Source organism: Sphingomonas sp. CCH15-F11 (assembly GCF_001557005.1).
Lineage (GTDB): Bacteria > Pseudomonadota > Alphaproteobacteria > Sphingomonadales > Sphingomonadaceae > Sphingomonas.
In genome coordinates, this window is record NZ_LSKG01000014.1 from 1 (window position 1) to 14558 (window position 14558).

Genomic DNA, 14558 nt, shown 5'->3' on the forward strand with positions numbered 1-14558 from the left:
GCAGCACTTCCTTGAGCGCGACCTTCATCGGCACCTGTTCGGAGAGGCGATTGGCCCTAGCCATTGCGGCCGAACCCCTTTCGCTTGATCCCTTTCAGGGGCAGGGGCGTATAGCTGGACCCACCCCAAAAGGCGCGGTTACGGTTCGCCATCTTGGTGCGGCCCCACAGAAAGATGAGCCGGAAGGCGTTGACGTCGTGGCGAACGACCAGTCGTGAGATTCCGAACATGACGACCGCGACGACACCGCCATAGATCGGGTTTGTGGTCCCGATCAGGGTGATGACCGACGCCAGCAAAATCACCACCGCGGCTTCGATTGGGATGCCCGCGAACAAGGCGGGCCGCGTCACCGCCAGAAACAGCGGATTGCGCGCCATCACTTCCCGGTCTTCATCCACGCCTTCTACTCCACGCTACACAGGCGATAGCGGGGCGCGCATGACGCGCCCCGCGTCCTCGAAGATCAGCCTCCACCGCCGGCGAGCTGTCCGACGATCCAGGGCGCCGAAAAGATGATCGCGATGCCGATGATGACGGTGACCAGCGCGCCGGTGTTCACTCGACCCGAAAGCCACCCGAACCCCGCCGCGATCAGCGCAAGGATCGCCACTGTTCGGAGAAGGCCGTTGCTCAGGAGGTTTAGGACCGACTGGCTGAAGCTTTCGAGATTGGTCTGGGCGAACGCCGGGTCGGCCGATGCCAGCGTTACGAACGCCGCGGCCCCGAATATCGACATCAGCCGCGAAATCTTGTGCTGCCGCGGCGTCATCGCGTCGACATGAGCAGTAACTTTGGACCGGAGGGCGCGCGTCGGCCCGCCGATCGAAGATGCGAGATTCATCGGTGTTCTCCTTCGGCGAGACGCGCTCGCTCATATTCCGCCCTCGCAAACACGTCCCACGATGGCGGCGGTGGGGGCGGTGCAGCTTCGCGCTGCACCGGGGTGGACGTGTTCTCTGCGACCAGCTCGGCGAGCTGCGTTACCGCGCTCGCCCGACCGGAATCGATAGGGCCGGGGGGTGGAGCGATCCTGACCGCCACGGGTCGAATGCCGCCGGCGACGCCGGCATTGCTGACCACCTTCCCGACATAACCGTTGGTGAAACCACGCGACTTTGACCCGGTATTATACATCGACAGGGCAATGCGCAGCGCCTGCTGGGGATGAAGTCCCGCGCGCACGCTATGGTAATTGCCGGAGAGGACCGCAGCAGCTGCGGCAAGGTTCGTGCAGGGCTCGAAAACGGTGTCCCAGGTCAACCCGAGCCCCTCCATGTTGCGCGAGTTGATCTGACCCAGGCCGAGGTCAACTGAATAGCCCTTGCCGACATAGTGGCGCGCGATCTTGATCGCCTGCGCAACGCTCGTCGGCTGCGCAACCTTGTGGCCGAGGCCGTTGACGTTGATCGCCAACACATTGCCCCCGCTCTCCGTCCGAACGATCGCCGCAATTGTCTCGGGTGCGACGCTTGGTGCGCACTGCGCCGCGAGACCCATGATGACAGCGGCGGGGAACGTCATTACCGCTCCCGCAATTCTAAGCGGACGGACGACCCGTGCGACATGGCCGCTTCCGTCTTCGCCAGCGCGCTTGTCGCCACCAAAGCGGCCGACGCGCGCATTCGACAAAAGCGATTTACCATGTTTTCACTCCAACTCGTGAAACATGCTAGATCGCTCTGCGGCCGCTGCCTAGTCAGAAAATCAAGGAAGTTTTCTTGGGCCGATAACGGCTCGTCGCATTTAGAAGACGGTTTCGTCGCGAAGACCCGGGAACGGATGGACGGCAATCACGCCATCATAGCCATAACCTATGACAATTCGGCGTATGGCCGACGCTGCTTTTTTATACAATCGGATCCGCTTCTTGTCGTAAAGGCCGACATGGAACAACGCTGTCCCGCGCCAGCTCAACCTCACATTGATGTGCCACTGGCCAGATTCACGTTGGCAAACATGAACGTCCGTGATGGAGCCTCCAGGCGGCAAATGCGTTGTAAGTTCGCGTTCCATTAGCAGCTCGCATTCCATGCCACCCCCCATCAAAAGCGATTCCGCAGCTTTTCGCTGGCGCAGTGCGCCACCTCGGTCTAGCAAGTATCCTTGCTTCAACGAGGGTGTCCAGAGATGGCACAGCGTCAGACCGCGAGCATTGAAGACCAGGCCGAGCGCGTTGTTCGTCAGCTCGGCGGGAAGTGGCAAGGCGATTTCGCGATGTGTCGCTGTCCGGCGCACGCCGACAGCACCGCGAGCTTGTCGATCCGCGTCGGGACCAAGGCCGTGCTTTTCCATTGCTTCGCCGGCTGCACCGCCGACGCAATCATGTCGGCGCTGCGCTCCGGCAAGATCCTCGCCCCCGCCGACCACGACCCGGGCCAGCGCCAGGAGAGCAAAGCCGACCACAACAAGGTCGCGCTCGCGGTATGGCGGCACGCCGAGCCGTTCGCCGGCTCGCTTGCTGACCGCTATCTGCGCTCGCGCGCGATCGTCCCCGACAGCCTCAGCGGCCTCAACATCCGCTTCGATCCGCGATGCCAGTACGGCGCCGGCGCCGCCAAGGCGTTCGCGCCGGCGCTGATCGTGCCGATCGAGGAGGACGCCGGCGTCGTCGCGATCCATCGAACCTTTCTCGCGCTCGACGGCCGCGGCAAAGCCGATATGACCGAGCCCAAGTGGATGCTCGGCAACCCGGGCCAGGGAGCGGTGCGCTGGGGCGGGACGCCGCTCGACGGCGTCCTCCGCCTCGCCGAGGGCGTCGAGGACGCCGCGAGCGTGATGAACATGCTTGAGCCTGGCCGGTTCGTATGGCCGGTGCTGGGAATCGAGCGCTACCAGGCCATCGCGATCCCGGAGAGCGTCCATACCGTCGTGATCTACAGCCAGCATGGGCGCGAGGCGGCGCGGGCGATCGAGCGCGCCACCCCGCACCTGACGGCCAACGGCCGCCAGCTCGTCAGCAAGCTGCCGGCCCATGATGGCGACTGGAACGACCTTTTACGCGCGATCCGAAGCCTATGAAGCTGTTCCCAGGAGCGGCACCGTTCCAGCGGTGGATGATGGGCGCTACGTTCGTCATCGTCGCGGTGTATTCGATCTCGCAGAACAAAGCGCAGATCACGGAAGCGTCGAAGACCCGTCTGACTTCGCCGAGCCCGCGGATCATCGATGGGGACACGGTCGATTTCCCAAATGGGCGGGTGCGTATCGTCGGAATAGACGCACCGGATGACGATTTGCCGCATCTGAAATCGCTCTCGAGCCGGGCCTTGCTTGACCTGGCAACGCGCGATGGCGGGTTGGACTGTTCGGTGTCGATGTTCGATTATGCGCTTCGGCGTGAAAATCAGTGCCGGACCGATCCTAAAAGTTTCGATCGCTTGAACCTGGCATGTCGCTTTCCCGCCAATAAGGCCAGTGTCGGCGCAACAATGGTCGCCCAAGGGTATGCGGTTGATTACCGGGTCTATTCAGGCGGCGCTTATGTCGAGTTGATGCAAAAGGCTGCAGCAGCACGGACAGGGTTATGGGCCGTCGATTACGAAGGGATGCGACGACTTGCGGTTCGGCGGGCCCAGGTCCCGGAAGGATGCAGCGTCGAGACGATCAAGAAGTGAACGGGGCCTGCCTTCGGCCCGCGCTCTACTCCGCGGCACTCACGCGCCGCTGCGCGGAACCCCGCAAGCGGGTTTCCGCCCATTCGGGTGACGATCATCTAGGCCACAACAGGCCGCCCTTGCAGGCGGGCGTGATTGGAGCGGGAAACCGCTTCAATGCTTGATCGCGGTTCGCCCACCGCGGTCCTGATCGGCCGTTGGGGTATGGCGCTGTCCCTCATCGTCGGCGCGGTGCTGCTCGGCCGTATCGTGCGCGCCTTTCCCTATTACCTCCCAAACCGGCTTCCCGGCCTCCTGCTCTACGAGCTGGGGCCTGGCCTCGTCCTAGGGCTTGCAATCGTCACCGCAATCGCCATCACGAACGACCAAGCCCCGCGCTTCGTCGCGCCTAAGCGTCTCGCGCTCTTCATTTTCGCCGCGATCGCCGCCGGCGTCGTCGTTCTAGGCTTCGAGTTCAACGACAGCCTTCGCGGACAATGGCTATGACGCAGCATCGCGAGGTGTGCCACGTGGCACACCCTGACCTAGATCTCGCGCGCACCCTTGCCGACGTTGCGAGAGGCCTCCTTCGCGACTTTCCCGGCCAGCAGGACGATCGCCAGCTTCAAACCCGTTACCATCGCCTCGCCATCGCGCTCGAGCTGACGCTGAAAAGCTATCTGATCGTGCGCGGACATACCGACGAGGCGAACCGCCGTATTGGCCATGACCTGCGGCGCGTTGCCCAGGTTGCGACCGCCGAAGGGCTCACCGTCCCTTCCGCGCTTTATGACCTAATCGAGGATACCCACCCGTTCTTTATGCGCGGCGGCTTCCACCGCGAGTATCGCACGGACTGGCAGCGGCATCGCGCCGATCGCGCCGCGACCGAGCTGGACGCGCTGCTGACGGGAATCGCCGCGCCGATCGGCGCGAGGTGAGTTCGCGGCGAACCGGAGCCGTTCGCAGTCGCGGAGCGCGATCGGCGCCGCTGCAGGAAGCACGATCGCCGAAAGTGTGACCGAGGGATGGCCCGTAGAATCCGAGAGCAAGTTCAGCCGGGCCATCCCCCCGGCTGCCAATCGCGCGACGTGTGGATGACGTGCAGGATCGTCACCGTGCCGTCGTCCTGCCCCAATGCGTAGGCGATGACGTAGGGGAGGCGCGCGACCGATTTCTCGTAGGTGCCGGCGACGCGTCCCGGATGGCCGGTTGCGAAATCAGCCAGGTCATTGCCGACCCGCTCGATCGCCGACACCACCCGCTCGGCCGCGTCAGGATCGTCGCGCGCGATGTAACGTAGGATCGCGAAATAATCGTCCCTGGCCGCGTCCGACCAGACCACTCGCCTCACGGGCGCGGCGCTTGGTTCTGCCTCGCCTCGTTGACGATTCGACGGGCTTCAGCCGTCACCTCATCATGGGGCGTGACCCGCCCGGCTTCCATGTCATCGATACCGCGGCGGAGGCCGTCGATGATCGCGCGCTCGCGCGCGACATAGGCCTCCACCGCTTCCGCAGCGAGGTAGGAACTGCTGCGGCGCGTGTCGCGCGCCAGTCGCCCGAGCTCAGCCTTCAAATCCGGAGTGACCCTGATCGTCATCGTCGTGCTGGCACCCATTTTCAACCTCCTGTGTGCACATGTGTACACTATAACACTTATTGCCGAAATAGTCGCCCGCTTCCTCGGGGCAAGGTGTGCCACGTGGCACACCTACAGACGCGCCCACGGCGCGGCGTGAGCCTGTTGGCGCTGCGGCCCTCCCCCGGAGGCCCGCCAGCGCGGGGAACACCAAGGGCGGCTGCCCTTTCGTTCCCGAACGACAATCAACCGCCCGAGTAATCCGCCAAGCGTGGCGCCCGCCGCCCTGCAGGGCGACGGCCACGCTAAGGCGGCTCGCCCGCGCCAGCGGTAGATTCTCGCTCTCCCTCCCCATCCCGTTCCTCGCCGGAAAGGCAGAGCCGGTTGCTGTTGCGACCGGCTTTCAGCCTCAAAGGAAAGGAAAAAGTGATGGGACGGATCACCGACAACCGAGCCGACGTCTATCAGGAAATCACCGATCAGATGATCGCCATGATCGAGGCAGGCACCCGGCCTTGGTCGAAATCGTGGAACGGCAGCACCGCGCCTAATATCCCGCTGCGCTCGACCGGCGCGCCCTATCGCGGCATCAACGTGCTGACCCTGTGGGTTGCCGCCATGACGAAAGGCTATGCCTCCCCGCATTGGCTGACCTTCAAGCAGGCGCTGGAGCTCGGGGGATGCGTCAGGAAGGGCGAGAAGGGCTCGACCGTCGTCTATGCCAATACGATCGAGGTGGACGACGGCAAGGGCGGTCAGGCGAGCGGGGATGGCAAGCGTCAGGTCGCATTCCTCAAGCGTTACACCGTCTTCAACGCCGAGCAGATCGACGGCATCGAGGAGAAGTATCCGGCCCCCGCGCCGATCATCACCGCCACCAATTCCGACGAGCGGGACGCCGAACTGGACGCGATCTTTGGTCGCGTTCCCGTCACCGTTCGGCATCACGGCTCGCAACCATATTATCAGCCAAGCAGCGATCATGTCGTCATGCCGGAGTTTGCCGACTTCCACACCAGCGACGATTATTATTCGACCCTGGCACACGAGCTTTGCCACGCCACCGGCCACGTCGATCGGCTCGCCCGCCCCTCCCTCATTTCCACGAACCGCGAGGACTATGCCCGCGAGGAACTGGTCGCCGAGCTGGGGGCAGCGTTCATCAGCGGCGCGATCGGCATCAAGCTCCACGACCGCGAGGACCATGCCGCCTATCTGGCGAATTGGCTCCAAGCCCTGCGCAACGACAAGCGCTGCATCTTCACCGCCGCGCGTCAGGCTCAGGACGCCGCCGATTGGCTGTTGAGCCGCATGGCGATCGAAACCACCGCCGAGATGGAGCATGCGTCATGACCGATCCGCACGATCCCGGCCCCGACGAGGGCCGGGGCGTCGCGGGGCGACTGGTCTATGATCCGAGCTTCGCGGCTGTCACCGAGGAGGAGTTCAACGAGCTGGTCGCGCTGATGCGCGACGGCCCGGCGCGCAAGCCCCTCACCCCCGAGGCGCAGTGGCGGCGCGACTATCACGCGGCGATATTCAACCGGCGCTTGGTGGGCGTGCAGCACGACCTGTTCGGGGCAAAGCCGACGACGCACATGCACAAGGCGAAGCCGGGGCCGGTCTGTGACTGGCAACCCGAGCCGGTTGCCGAGAAGCTGGCGCGCATCGCGCGCGATCCGAACACGACATTCGGCATCGGCCGACCGGCCTTGAGCGAGGACGAGAAAGCCGCCGTCATTCGCGGCGCGGCCAACTGGCTTCGCATCGGCCAGCGCGTCCGCATCGTCGGTTCGTTCGCCTCCTATGACGGCCGCGCCGAGCGCCGGGTCGGGCGGATCGGCGTCATTTGGCGCTTGTGCAGCCCCGTCTTCGCCGACCACACCTATGTCTATCTTGACCCCGTTGGGGCAGAGAGAACCGATAAGGTTGCGCTGGTTGAGTTGCGCGACGTCGAGCCGATCGACGACGCCCTGCTAGTCCCGGTTCCCTTCCCCGGTTGATCGCGTCTAACCTAATAGGAGCCGCCCCGAATGTCCCCACCCCAACGCCGCCCCGTCATTCGCGCCATCGCCTTCGAGGAAGTCGGCGAGGCTATCGCCCGCCTGATCGTTATCGCTGGTTCCGACACCGGCCAGGCCTCGCGCGCGGCCGACTTCCTCCTGGCCTGGTGGAACGGGAACGACAACGGCCACTTCCCAATTCTGCATCTTTGCAATTGTGACGCGATCATCGCTGAGGATATGCTTATCGTCATGGCGTATCTCGCACAGGAGCCGACCGTCTATGCCGATGCTTGGGGCTACCGTGACGCAATGACGGCGCTGGTCGAACAATGGCGGCCCGTATGAAGCCGCTGCGCTTCGCGATCGACTTCATCACCGGCGAGCCGGTCGACCGCGACACGCGGCGCGCCCGGCTGCTCGCCGCGCGCCGCAAGCCGGTCGGGAGCATCAGCCGGCGCGGCATCCTCGCCGGCCAGTGGGATGGCGGCAACGTCGTTGGCGCGTTCCGAGGCGGGCGAGGCAGGTTCACCGCTGATTAGCCTGCCGAGGAGAACGAGGATACGCTGTGCTTTTTTGCGCCGGCAGCTTGCACGGACGGCACCCAGGCTGGACGAGGCGGCGTGACCAAACCCGAGCTACCATGGCAGTACAAATGATGTCGCATCTTCGCAGGTGATAGCAACATTGGGATAAGACTACGCCTTTGTTTTTCCAGCGGATTGTGGTAGCGACGAGCGTAGAGCTTGAAAATCCTTTTGAGCGCATCGCTATTGGCATGACGGGTACTCAAGTAACCCGACTTTCATTCAATTTCCTTCAACAAGTAGAGCAGAAATTTCTCAAGGCACGTGTAAAGTTAGTCGGCGTAAGGAGAAATTATGTCGAAGGATAAAGAAGACATCATCGTATCTGTTCAGCGGATTGATGGCGGAGCCAATCTCGGCGGATGGGCTGCAAGGGCCACTTACATAAATAGAACAACTGGAGCGACTAGAACGTTAACTGATGCCGACTTTAAAAGCACATTAAAGTCACTTGGTAGCGAAGACAAGGTCACGATCGAGATTGAACATAACGGGGATACTATTCCGATTGTGATCGCCAAGCTCCAAGGAAGAGATGTTGCAAAGGCCTTTGACAACTATCTAAGTCTTATCACCTCAACCCTTGACGGCAGCCTTTCGACGGCGGTTAGCGCGATCACTAATAACACACAAAGGCTGAAACTTCAGACCTATGTAAACGAGCTGAAGTCCGATCTCGAGTCTATCGCCTCTGAAGGAAGATATATCGAAATCACGGCAAATAGCAATCTGGGTAATGGTACATATGGGCAATATAAAGGCCGGACGACTGTCGGCTCTATTGATATTAATGGCGATGGCGTCGTTGACTCGCGACATGTGATCGAAGTCAACACCAGCCTTATCGGTTCAGGGAGAAGCGAAAGACTCGACACGACCTTAATTCATGAAATGTTTCATATTTTGGAAGGCGAAGGCAATCCCGATGTGGACTTTGCGAGATTCGGCTTGAATGAGAGCAATCATTCTAATGAGTTCGATAAGGTCGCAATCAAGCTCATTAAACTGGCTGACGGTAAGGACCTGAGCATAGGATCGTCGTTGAGTACATCCAATATCGTTGCTTTAGAGGGTGGCTCGTCAAACGATACATTCTCTTTTCAGGCGGGTGCCAGAGGGGCGTTTATCGAAGCAGGAGCTGGGGACGACGTCATTTCTTATCAGTTCTCAAACAGCGTTCTCGACGGCGGGGCCGGCAACGATACTTACAACATTCAATCCGGCTCGGGCCGCATAGCAATATTCGATGACGGCGGTTTTGATGTCATCGATTTCGGAAACGAAGTAAGTCGAGAGCAGCTGGCGGTGAAGCTGGAGTTGGGCTGGGTCGAGCTCGGTATCAAGCCCGTTGGCGCGACCAACGTTACCACGAGTGATTTGGATCAAGTGGTCGTGATTCCCAATTTCTTAAACGAGCTCAACCAGGTTGAAGCGGTTCGGATCGGCGGTCAGCTCATATCGCTCTCTGAGCTCGCTTTAGGAGCCAACTCTGCGCCGTTCTTTACGAACGATCCCGAGTTCGTCGTGCAGAGCACTTTTCGCGGCGGCGCAGTTGCAAGGGTGGGCGTGGCTGATATCGATGAAGACATCCTCACCACGAGCGTGGTGGCTGTAGATGGGTATGCAAGCAACGTTCCATGGTGGATATCCAACGGCCAGCTTTTTAATGGAGGCACAGCGCCTACATCAATCAGGTTTTCGACGGTCACTCTCCGCGTTACAGACGGGCAGAACTCAACGGACTTGGTGGCGAGGGTGAGGTGGACACCGTTTAGCAATGTCCCAACCGACTCGCCATTCGAAGAGTTTGGGCAACAATCCGGCGGAAATCCGGAGTTGCTTCAGAATAACATGATGATGGCAAACCTCCTGCCGGAGATGATCCCCGAGATCATGAGTGCTATATGAGGATGACCTTTTTAGCTATCGCTGTGCTGCTTTGCGCATTTCCATCCAATGTGGGCGCTAATATACAGAAGCAAATAACTTCGGAGCAAGCCGAGCCGCGTGTCTGGCATCAAGAGATACTGGCCGCGATACCTGGCAAAGCGCCGGACGATCGGCATGTTGAGCTCACATTTGTCTCTCGCGTTCATGGGAGACGAACGGCTGAGGTCAAGACATGGATAGCCAGAAGGTCCGTCGAGGAAATCGAATACACTAGGTATGATATGAACCGAAGCGAAAACGGATGGACAGTCCTCAAGGAAACGCGTGAAAAGCAGAGCAGGGCTAAGCTATCGACCGGTTTACAGAAGCTCTTCGGTCAATTGACGGATCAAGCTATCGAGACTGAATCGTTAGGGTTCAGACCGGACGATCTATATACGTGCGTGGATGGTCCTATGTATCTATTATCGGTCAGGGTAGAACAAGCAAATCCGGTCCGTTTGGAAAGGGCTTATTTGTGCACGGTTCCGGATAGCGTTCTAACGACTATCGAGGATCTGTCGTAAGATCAGCAGAAACAAGATCGCGGTCGTCGCTGCGGCAATCAACCTAACTGTCGAGCGACCGCTTAGTGGCTGACTAGCTCGTCGCTGGCGCCGTTCCCCACTGATCGTAGAGACGGCGGTAATCGGCGGCAATTGGCGCATTGCCGGTGCCGTCGAATTATCCGAGATTCAGGATAGCTTGGGGGTTGGGGCGATGCCGACATTTGCCGTTTACGACATTCCCCAAAAAGGCGAGCCATCGATGAATGTCGTCCATGCGGCGGACGCCGCCACGGCAAAAATCCAGGCGGTCGCTCGACTCAATAGAAGCGAGCTCCGCGCGGTCAGGCTCTGGGACGGCGAACGCGTAATCGAGGTCAAACGACCCGCGCGCACCGTGCCGGCGACGCAGCCCGCCGACGCTGACGACCGTGCCGCGCGGATGATCACCATGAAAGCTGAAGGTCAAACCTACCGAGCGATCGCCGAGGCTTTTGGTGTCAGCATCGACCGGGTGCGGCAGATCATGGCGCGTGCACAGTCGCGTGCCAGGATGCATGACACCGAGCCTAACCGTGCAGCGCTGTCGGTCCGGGCGCAAAATGTGCTGTCGATGTTGATCGATCAACCCGAGGCCGATCGGTCTGAGCGTGACCGGCTTCTCCCTGGGCGCGTTGCGGCCTTAACCCGGATTGAGATACGCAACGCGCCCAATGCGGGTCCTCAGACAATTGCTGAGATCGAAGCTTGGCTCTGGCAACGAGGACTGTGCCTCTCCAACCACCCGTAATTTGCTGCAATATGCGGCGAGCGCTGCATCGCTCGCATATTCCTGGCTCCCCTTTGAGGGGCAGTGCACGCGCCGAGGGCGCGACGTAGGCTCGATGCTGCCGCGGCCCTCCCCCGGAGGCCCGCCAGCGCGGGGAACACCAAGGGCTGCTGCCCTTTCGTTCCCGAAGGAAAATAGACAGCCCCGTGTGGTCCGCCAAGCGCAGCACCCGACGCCCTAAGGGACGTCGGCCGCGCTAGGGCGGCCTGCCCGCGCCAGGCCATCGATTTTCCTCCTCCCTCCCCAACCCGCTCCTCGCCGGAGAGGCAGACCCGGTTGCTGCGGCAACCGGCTTTCAGCCGCAGGAAGAAGGAGGAAAGTGAATGGCTTACACCCGATACAAGGGCGATCCCTACTGGAAACGGGCCAAGGCGGACGGGACAAGCGCAGACGGCACACCCTACCGCCGTGGCGAGCGCGTGTTCTTCTATCCGCGTTCCGGCGCGACCTACGCGGGCGACGGCGCGGCGCGTGCATCGGCCGAGTTTGACGAACTCGCGAGCCTCGAAGGCTGACCCCTCCCCCATCGACAACATCACGGATCACAGGAGTTTCATCATGGGTATCATCACCGTTAAGCTGTCGCAGCTTCGCCTTTCCCCGCTCAATCAGCGGCGCGTGAAGCCTTCCGCCATCGAGAGCATGGCCGACGACATTCAGGCTCACGGCTTGTTGCAGAACCTTGTCGCCTACGAGGACGAGGGCCTGTTCTATGTGTTCGCCGGAGGGCGGCGCTACCGCGCTCTTAAAGAACTGGCGAAGCGCAAGCAGATCAAAAATAGCGATGCCTTCCCCGTCGAGGTCCGCACCAAGGAAGAGGCCATCGAACTGTCGCTCGCGGAGAACTTCCAGCGCGAGGACATGCACCCGGCAGACAGCATCCGCTCTTTCGCGGCGCTGCGCGACACCGGCATGGACGCTGAGGAAATCGCGGCCCGGTTCGGTCAGGCAGTCAGCTTCGTCTATAAGATGCTTCGCCTTTCTGCGCTGGCACCGTCGCTGATCGATCTGATCGCCAAGGACCAGTTGTCGCTTGAGGCGGCGCGCGCGCTCACCCTCACCGATGACCACGACCAACAGGTGAAGGTCTGCAAGGCGGCGAACGGCCACGCTCACACCATCCGGCGGATGCTCACCACCGAGAAGGTGGAGACCACCAGCGGCGTGTTCCGCTTCGTCGGGCGCGAAGCCTATGAGGCGAAGGGCGGCACGATCACGGTGGACCTGTTCAGCCAAGGGGCCGAAGGGTTCGCCGATAGCCCCGAGCTTGTGCGGGAGCTGGCGGAGGATAAGCTGGACGCCATCGCCGACGAGTATCGCGCGATCGGTTGGCACGAGGTCCGCGCCACGCTGGACCGGCCCTACGATCTTTACATGAAGGGCAGCCTATATCCGGCCACGCGCGAGCCGACCGAGGACGAGGCAGCACGGATCGAGGCAATCGACGCCGCCATCGAGCAGATCGCGGAGGCCGAGGGCGAGGACAGCTTGGCGCTCGCGCCATTGTCCGACGAGCGGGACGCGATCACCGAGGGGTTGCGCGGGTTCAACGCCGAGCAGGTCGCAGTCGGGGGCGTGGCGCTTTGGGTTTCGCATGACGGGTCGCTCGGCAAGAGCTTCTATCGCGCGAAGGCCGAGCCGAAGCCCAAGGCAGGTAGCGGCGAGCCGCAACCCCTCTACAGCAACAGCCTTGTCGCCGGTCTGTCGCGGATCAAGACCCGCATCGTGCAGGAGGCGGTCGCGACCGACCCGGCGCTGGCGCTCGACGTGCTGCTGGACAGCCTTGCGGGCCAGCTACTCCACGGCGCGCACAGCTATCAGATGGCGATCGACGTGCAGGCCAAGACCATCGCGACCGATGTTGCCGACGACTTGATGGCGACCAGCGACGTGCGCGAGGTCGAGGAAACGATGGCCGACCGCTTCGCATCGATCCCCGCAGAAGGCCGGTTCGAGGTTATTCGCGCCATGAGCCACGACGACAAGATGGTGCTACTCGCCGGATTGGTGGCGATGACGGTGGACGGCACCCTGTTCGCGGGCGGTTCCCCCGGTGCGCGTCACCATCACTTCGAGCAGGTGGCGCGAGCGAGCGGGGTGGACATTGCGAGCCGCTGGCAGGCCCCTATCGCCTTGTTTGACAAGATGCGCCGTGCGGCCCTGATCGACCTACTTCGCGCCGAGTGCGGGGATGCCAGCGCCGACAATTGCGCGACCATCAAGAAGAAGGCGGACTTGGCGGTCAACGTGTCGGGACGGCTTGCCGCGCATTGGCTCCCCGCGCCGATGAAGATCGGCGCGTTCGACCGGGTCGAGCGCGACCCCGAGGACTTCGACGCCGATGCGGACGGCGAGGATTTTGAGGGCATGGCCGACGAGGACATGGCCGACGACGAGATGGCATGACGGCGATTGGGGGTCCGACGCTGATCGGACCCCCTTCCCTACCATCGGTTCGCCCAGGAGCGGCCCCGTCGCCGACGCGCCAGCCATGCCCCGCATGACCGTCGCGCCCGCGGACCTTTTCAGGCCCGCGCGCGCCGCCCGACCAAGGCCGGGCGGCGCGGTGGCGACTTCACGCGATCGTGATCGGGAGAGAGGCGGAAAGATCGCCCGTGCGCGTGCAGATCGGCTACAATCATGTCGATCGGCAGCGGACGGATGTAGCAGCTCCCCCGCAATCTCGCCGGTCAAAGGAGGTGCATTTGATTGAGTAATGTTGAAGCTATACAATTGACGATTGCAGCCGTTGCGCTCGTAATCGCAATTGTGAAGCTGGGGCAGAACCGAAAGGACTGACCTAGCGGGGCGGGGGGCTAGCAGGCTCCCCGCCCCAAATGTTTGACCCCGCCACGTAGCAGCGCAGCGGGGTCAGGAGGTACATCGATTGAGTCGATGAAGCATCGTCCATATACGCCTTTTTGGCTTAACAACCAATAGCAGGATGACGATCCATCCTAAAAATGGGGCGACCGCGCGCAGGGGGACGAATGGAAGACACACCGAACACAATCGAACTGGCGGCCGAGCTGACCGCCGCATGGCTCGCCAACCCTAACACGCGCGCAGACGTCGACGCGGTGCCGGCGTTCCTGAACGCGATCCACGCCACTCTCGCCCAGCTCGCCAAGGGCGGTGAGCCGGCCACAGGCCAGGACGCGGCCGAGGTCGCCGAGTGGTACGTTCCGGCCGTGACCGCCCGTAAGTCGCTCGCCTCGCCCGACCACATCATATCAATGATCGACGGCAAGCCCTACCGCACGCTGCGCCGCCACCTTTCCACGCACGGCCTCACCCCCGATGAGTATCGCGCGCGCTATAACCTGAAGCCCGACTATCCGATGGTCGCGCCCGCCTACAGCGAGGCGCGGCGCGAGATAGCAAAGGAGATGGGGCTTGGCCGCAAGCCGGCTGCACCCGCCGAAATCCCCAAGCCGCGTCGCCGCAAGCTCGGCGTGTCGACGGGCGGCTGACGCCGTTCGGCGGATCTAGCCCGCTAGAACCGCCGCAGGTGTGCCACGTGGCAC

19 protein-coding genes are annotated in these 14558 nt (G+C 62.1%); 13 read left to right on the top strand and 6 right to left on the bottom strand.

The genetic code is table 11. The features are described 5' to 3' along the window. Positions 1-56 precede the first annotated feature (56 nt). The 4 genes from AX709_RS01550 to AX709_RS18455 form a co-directional block, all read right to left on the bottom strand. Positions 57-401: a type IV secretion system protein VirB3 gene (locus AX709_RS01550; protein ID WP_443026156.1), complete on the bottom strand. Its 345-nt coding sequence runs from the start codon at positions 399-401 to the stop codon at positions 57-59. 65 nt (positions 402-466) lie between these two features. Next, the gene (locus AX709_RS01555; protein ID WP_231727386.1) at positions 467-844 is read right to left on the bottom strand and encodes a TrbC/VirB2 family protein; all 378 of its coding nucleotides are present in this window, start codon (positions 842-844) and stop codon (positions 467-469) included. Further along, the gene (locus tag AX709_RS01560; RefSeq protein ID WP_066546044.1) at positions 841-1524 is read right to left on the bottom strand and encodes a lytic transglycosylase domain-containing protein; all 684 of its coding nucleotides are present in this window, start codon (positions 1522-1524) and stop codon (positions 841-843) included. The genes AX709_RS01555 and AX709_RS01560 overlap by 4 nt, the downstream gene beginning before the upstream one ends. Positions 1525-1746: 222 nt before the next feature. Continuing rightward, on the bottom strand, positions 1747-2034 hold the full coding sequence (locus tag AX709_RS18455; RefSeq protein WP_156454103.1) for a hypothetical protein: 288 nt from the start codon (positions 2032-2034) through the stop codon (positions 1747-1749). Between the two features lie 96 nt (positions 2035-2130). Between AX709_RS18455 and AX709_RS01565 the strand changes: the two genes are divergently transcribed. From AX709_RS01565 to AX709_RS01580, 4 genes are all read left to right on the top strand, one after another. Beyond that, positions 2131-3021: a DUF7146 domain-containing protein gene (locus AX709_RS01565; protein ID WP_231727387.1), complete on the top strand. Its 891-nt coding sequence runs from the start codon at positions 2131-2133 to the stop codon at positions 3019-3021. Further along, positions 3018-3617 carry a thermonuclease family protein gene (locus tag AX709_RS01570; protein WP_231727388.1) on the top strand — a complete coding sequence of 200 codons (600 nt, stop codon included), beginning with the start codon at positions 3018-3020 and terminating at the stop codon, positions 3615-3617. The genes AX709_RS01565 and AX709_RS01570 overlap by 4 nt, the downstream gene beginning before the upstream one ends. A 135-nt stretch (positions 3618-3752) precedes the next feature. After that, positions 3753-4103 carry a hypothetical protein gene (locus AX709_RS01575; RefSeq protein ID WP_231727389.1) on the top strand — a complete coding sequence of 117 codons (351 nt, stop codon included), beginning with the start codon at positions 3753-3755 and terminating at the stop codon, positions 4101-4103. A gap of 23 nt (positions 4104-4126) precedes the next feature. Further along, positions 4127-4537 (top strand): hypothetical protein, encoded by a 411-nt coding sequence (locus AX709_RS01580; RefSeq protein ID WP_156454104.1) that lies wholly within the window; start codon positions 4127-4129, stop codon positions 4535-4537. Positions 4538-4650: 113 nt separating this feature from the next. Here AX709_RS01580 and AX709_RS01585 read toward each other — a convergent pair whose 3' ends face one another. Beyond that, positions 4651-4950 (bottom strand): type II toxin-antitoxin system RelE/ParE family toxin, encoded by a 300-nt coding sequence (locus AX709_RS01585; RefSeq protein WP_066546048.1) that lies wholly within the window; start codon positions 4948-4950, stop codon positions 4651-4653. Then, on the bottom strand, positions 4947-5216 hold the full coding sequence (locus AX709_RS01590) for a CopG family ribbon-helix-helix protein (protein WP_066546055.1): 270 nt from the start codon (positions 5214-5216) through the stop codon (positions 4947-4949). Before AX709_RS01590 ends, AX709_RS01585 begins: the two co-directional genes overlap by 4 nt. A 390-nt stretch (positions 5217-5606) precedes the next feature. On the opposite strand from AX709_RS01590, the gene AX709_RS01595 reads away from it, so the two are divergent. The 9 genes from AX709_RS01595 (at position 5607) to AX709_RS01635 (ending at position 14504) form a co-directional block, all read left to right on the top strand. Then, the gene (locus AX709_RS01595; RefSeq protein ID WP_066546057.1) at positions 5607-6530 is read left to right on the top strand and encodes an ArdC family protein; all 924 of its coding nucleotides are present in this window, start codon (positions 5607-5609) and stop codon (positions 6528-6530) included. Continuing rightward, positions 6527-7180, top strand: coding sequence for a hypothetical protein (locus tag AX709_RS01600; protein WP_066546059.1), 654 nt, complete (start codon positions 6527-6529; stop codon positions 7178-7180). Before AX709_RS01595 ends, AX709_RS01600 begins: the two co-directional genes overlap by 4 nt. A 30-nt stretch (positions 7181-7210) precedes the next feature. After that, on the top strand, positions 7211-7528 hold the full coding sequence (locus tag AX709_RS01605) for a DUF7673 family protein (RefSeq protein WP_066546060.1): 318 nt from the start codon (positions 7211-7213) through the stop codon (positions 7526-7528). Then, entirely contained in the window at positions 7525-7722 is a 198-nt protein-coding gene (locus AX709_RS01610) for a hypothetical protein (RefSeq protein ID WP_066546063.1), read from the top strand. The genes AX709_RS01605 and AX709_RS01610 overlap by 4 nt, the downstream gene beginning before the upstream one ends. A gap of 339 nt (positions 7723-8061) precedes the next feature. After that, a complete protein-coding gene (locus AX709_RS01615; protein ID WP_156454105.1) occupies positions 8062-9675 on the top strand; it encodes a hypothetical protein in 1614 nt (537 codons plus the stop codon). 741 nt (positions 9676-10416) lie between these two features. Continuing rightward, entirely contained in the window at positions 10417-10992 is a 576-nt protein-coding gene (locus AX709_RS01620) for a helix-turn-helix domain-containing protein (protein ID WP_156454106.1), read from the top strand. 362 nt (positions 10993-11354) lie between these two features. Then, positions 11355-11546, top strand: a complete 192-nt coding sequence (locus AX709_RS01625; protein WP_066546072.1) for a hypothetical protein — start codon at positions 11355-11357, stop codon at positions 11544-11546. 43 nt (positions 11547-11589) lie between these two features. Beyond that, positions 11590-13437: a ParB/RepB/Spo0J family partition protein gene (locus AX709_RS01630; protein ID WP_066546074.1), complete on the top strand. Its 1848-nt coding sequence runs from the start codon at positions 11590-11592 to the stop codon at positions 13435-13437. A gap of 584 nt (positions 13438-14021) precedes the next feature. Then, on the top strand, positions 14022-14504 hold the full coding sequence (locus tag AX709_RS01635; protein WP_156454107.1) for a MucR family transcriptional regulator: 483 nt from the start codon (positions 14022-14024) through the stop codon (positions 14502-14504). Positions 14505-14558 lie beyond the last annotated feature (54 nt).

Excerpts from the sequence above, each read along its gene's own strand:
- AX709_RS01555 (WP_231727386.1), bottom strand. The coding sequence starts at position 844 with ATGAATCTCGCATCTTCGATCGGCGGGCCGACGCGCGCCCTCCGGTCC.
- AX709_RS01560 (WP_066546044.1), bottom strand. The coding sequence starts at position 1,524 with ATGACGTTCCCCGCCGCTGTCATCATGGGTCTCGCGGCGCAGTGCGCA.
- AX709_RS18455 (WP_156454103.1), bottom strand. The coding sequence starts at position 2,034 with ATGGAATGCGAGCTGCTAATGGAACGCGAACTTACAACGCATTTGCCG.
- AX709_RS01565 (WP_231727387.1), top strand. The coding sequence starts at position 2,131 with ATGGCACAGCGTCAGACCGCGAGCATTGAAGACCAGGCCGAGCGCGTT.
- AX709_RS01570 (WP_231727388.1), top strand. The coding sequence starts at position 3,018 with ATGAAGCTGTTCCCAGGAGCGGCACCGTTCCAGCGGTGGATGATGGGC.
- AX709_RS01590 (WP_066546055.1), bottom strand. The coding sequence starts at position 5,216 with ATGGGTGCCAGCACGACGATGACGATCAGGGTCACTCCGGATTTGAAG.
- AX709_RS01595 (WP_066546057.1), top strand. The coding sequence starts at position 5,607 with ATGGGACGGATCACCGACAACCGAGCCGACGTCTATCAGGAAATCACC.
- AX709_RS01600 (WP_066546059.1), top strand. The coding sequence starts at position 6,527 with ATGACCGATCCGCACGATCCCGGCCCCGACGAGGGCCGGGGCGTCGCG.
- AX709_RS01605 (WP_066546060.1), top strand. The coding sequence starts at position 7,211 with ATGTCCCCACCCCAACGCCGCCCCGTCATTCGCGCCATCGCCTTCGAG.
- AX709_RS01610 (WP_066546063.1), top strand. The coding sequence starts at position 7,525 with ATGAAGCCGCTGCGCTTCGCGATCGACTTCATCACCGGCGAGCCGGTC.
- AX709_RS01615 (WP_156454105.1), top strand. The coding sequence starts at position 8,062 with ATGTCGAAGGATAAAGAAGACATCATCGTATCTGTTCAGCGGATTGAT.
- AX709_RS01620 (WP_156454106.1), top strand. The coding sequence starts at position 10,417 with ATGCCGACATTTGCCGTTTACGACATTCCCCAAAAAGGCGAGCCATCG.
- AX709_RS01625 (WP_066546072.1), top strand. The coding sequence starts at position 11,355 with ATGGCTTACACCCGATACAAGGGCGATCCCTACTGGAAACGGGCCAAG.
- AX709_RS01630 (WP_066546074.1), top strand. The coding sequence starts at position 11,590 with ATGGGTATCATCACCGTTAAGCTGTCGCAGCTTCGCCTTTCCCCGCTC.
- AX709_RS01635 (WP_156454107.1), top strand. The coding sequence starts at position 14,022 with ATGGAAGACACACCGAACACAATCGAACTGGCGGCCGAGCTGACCGCC.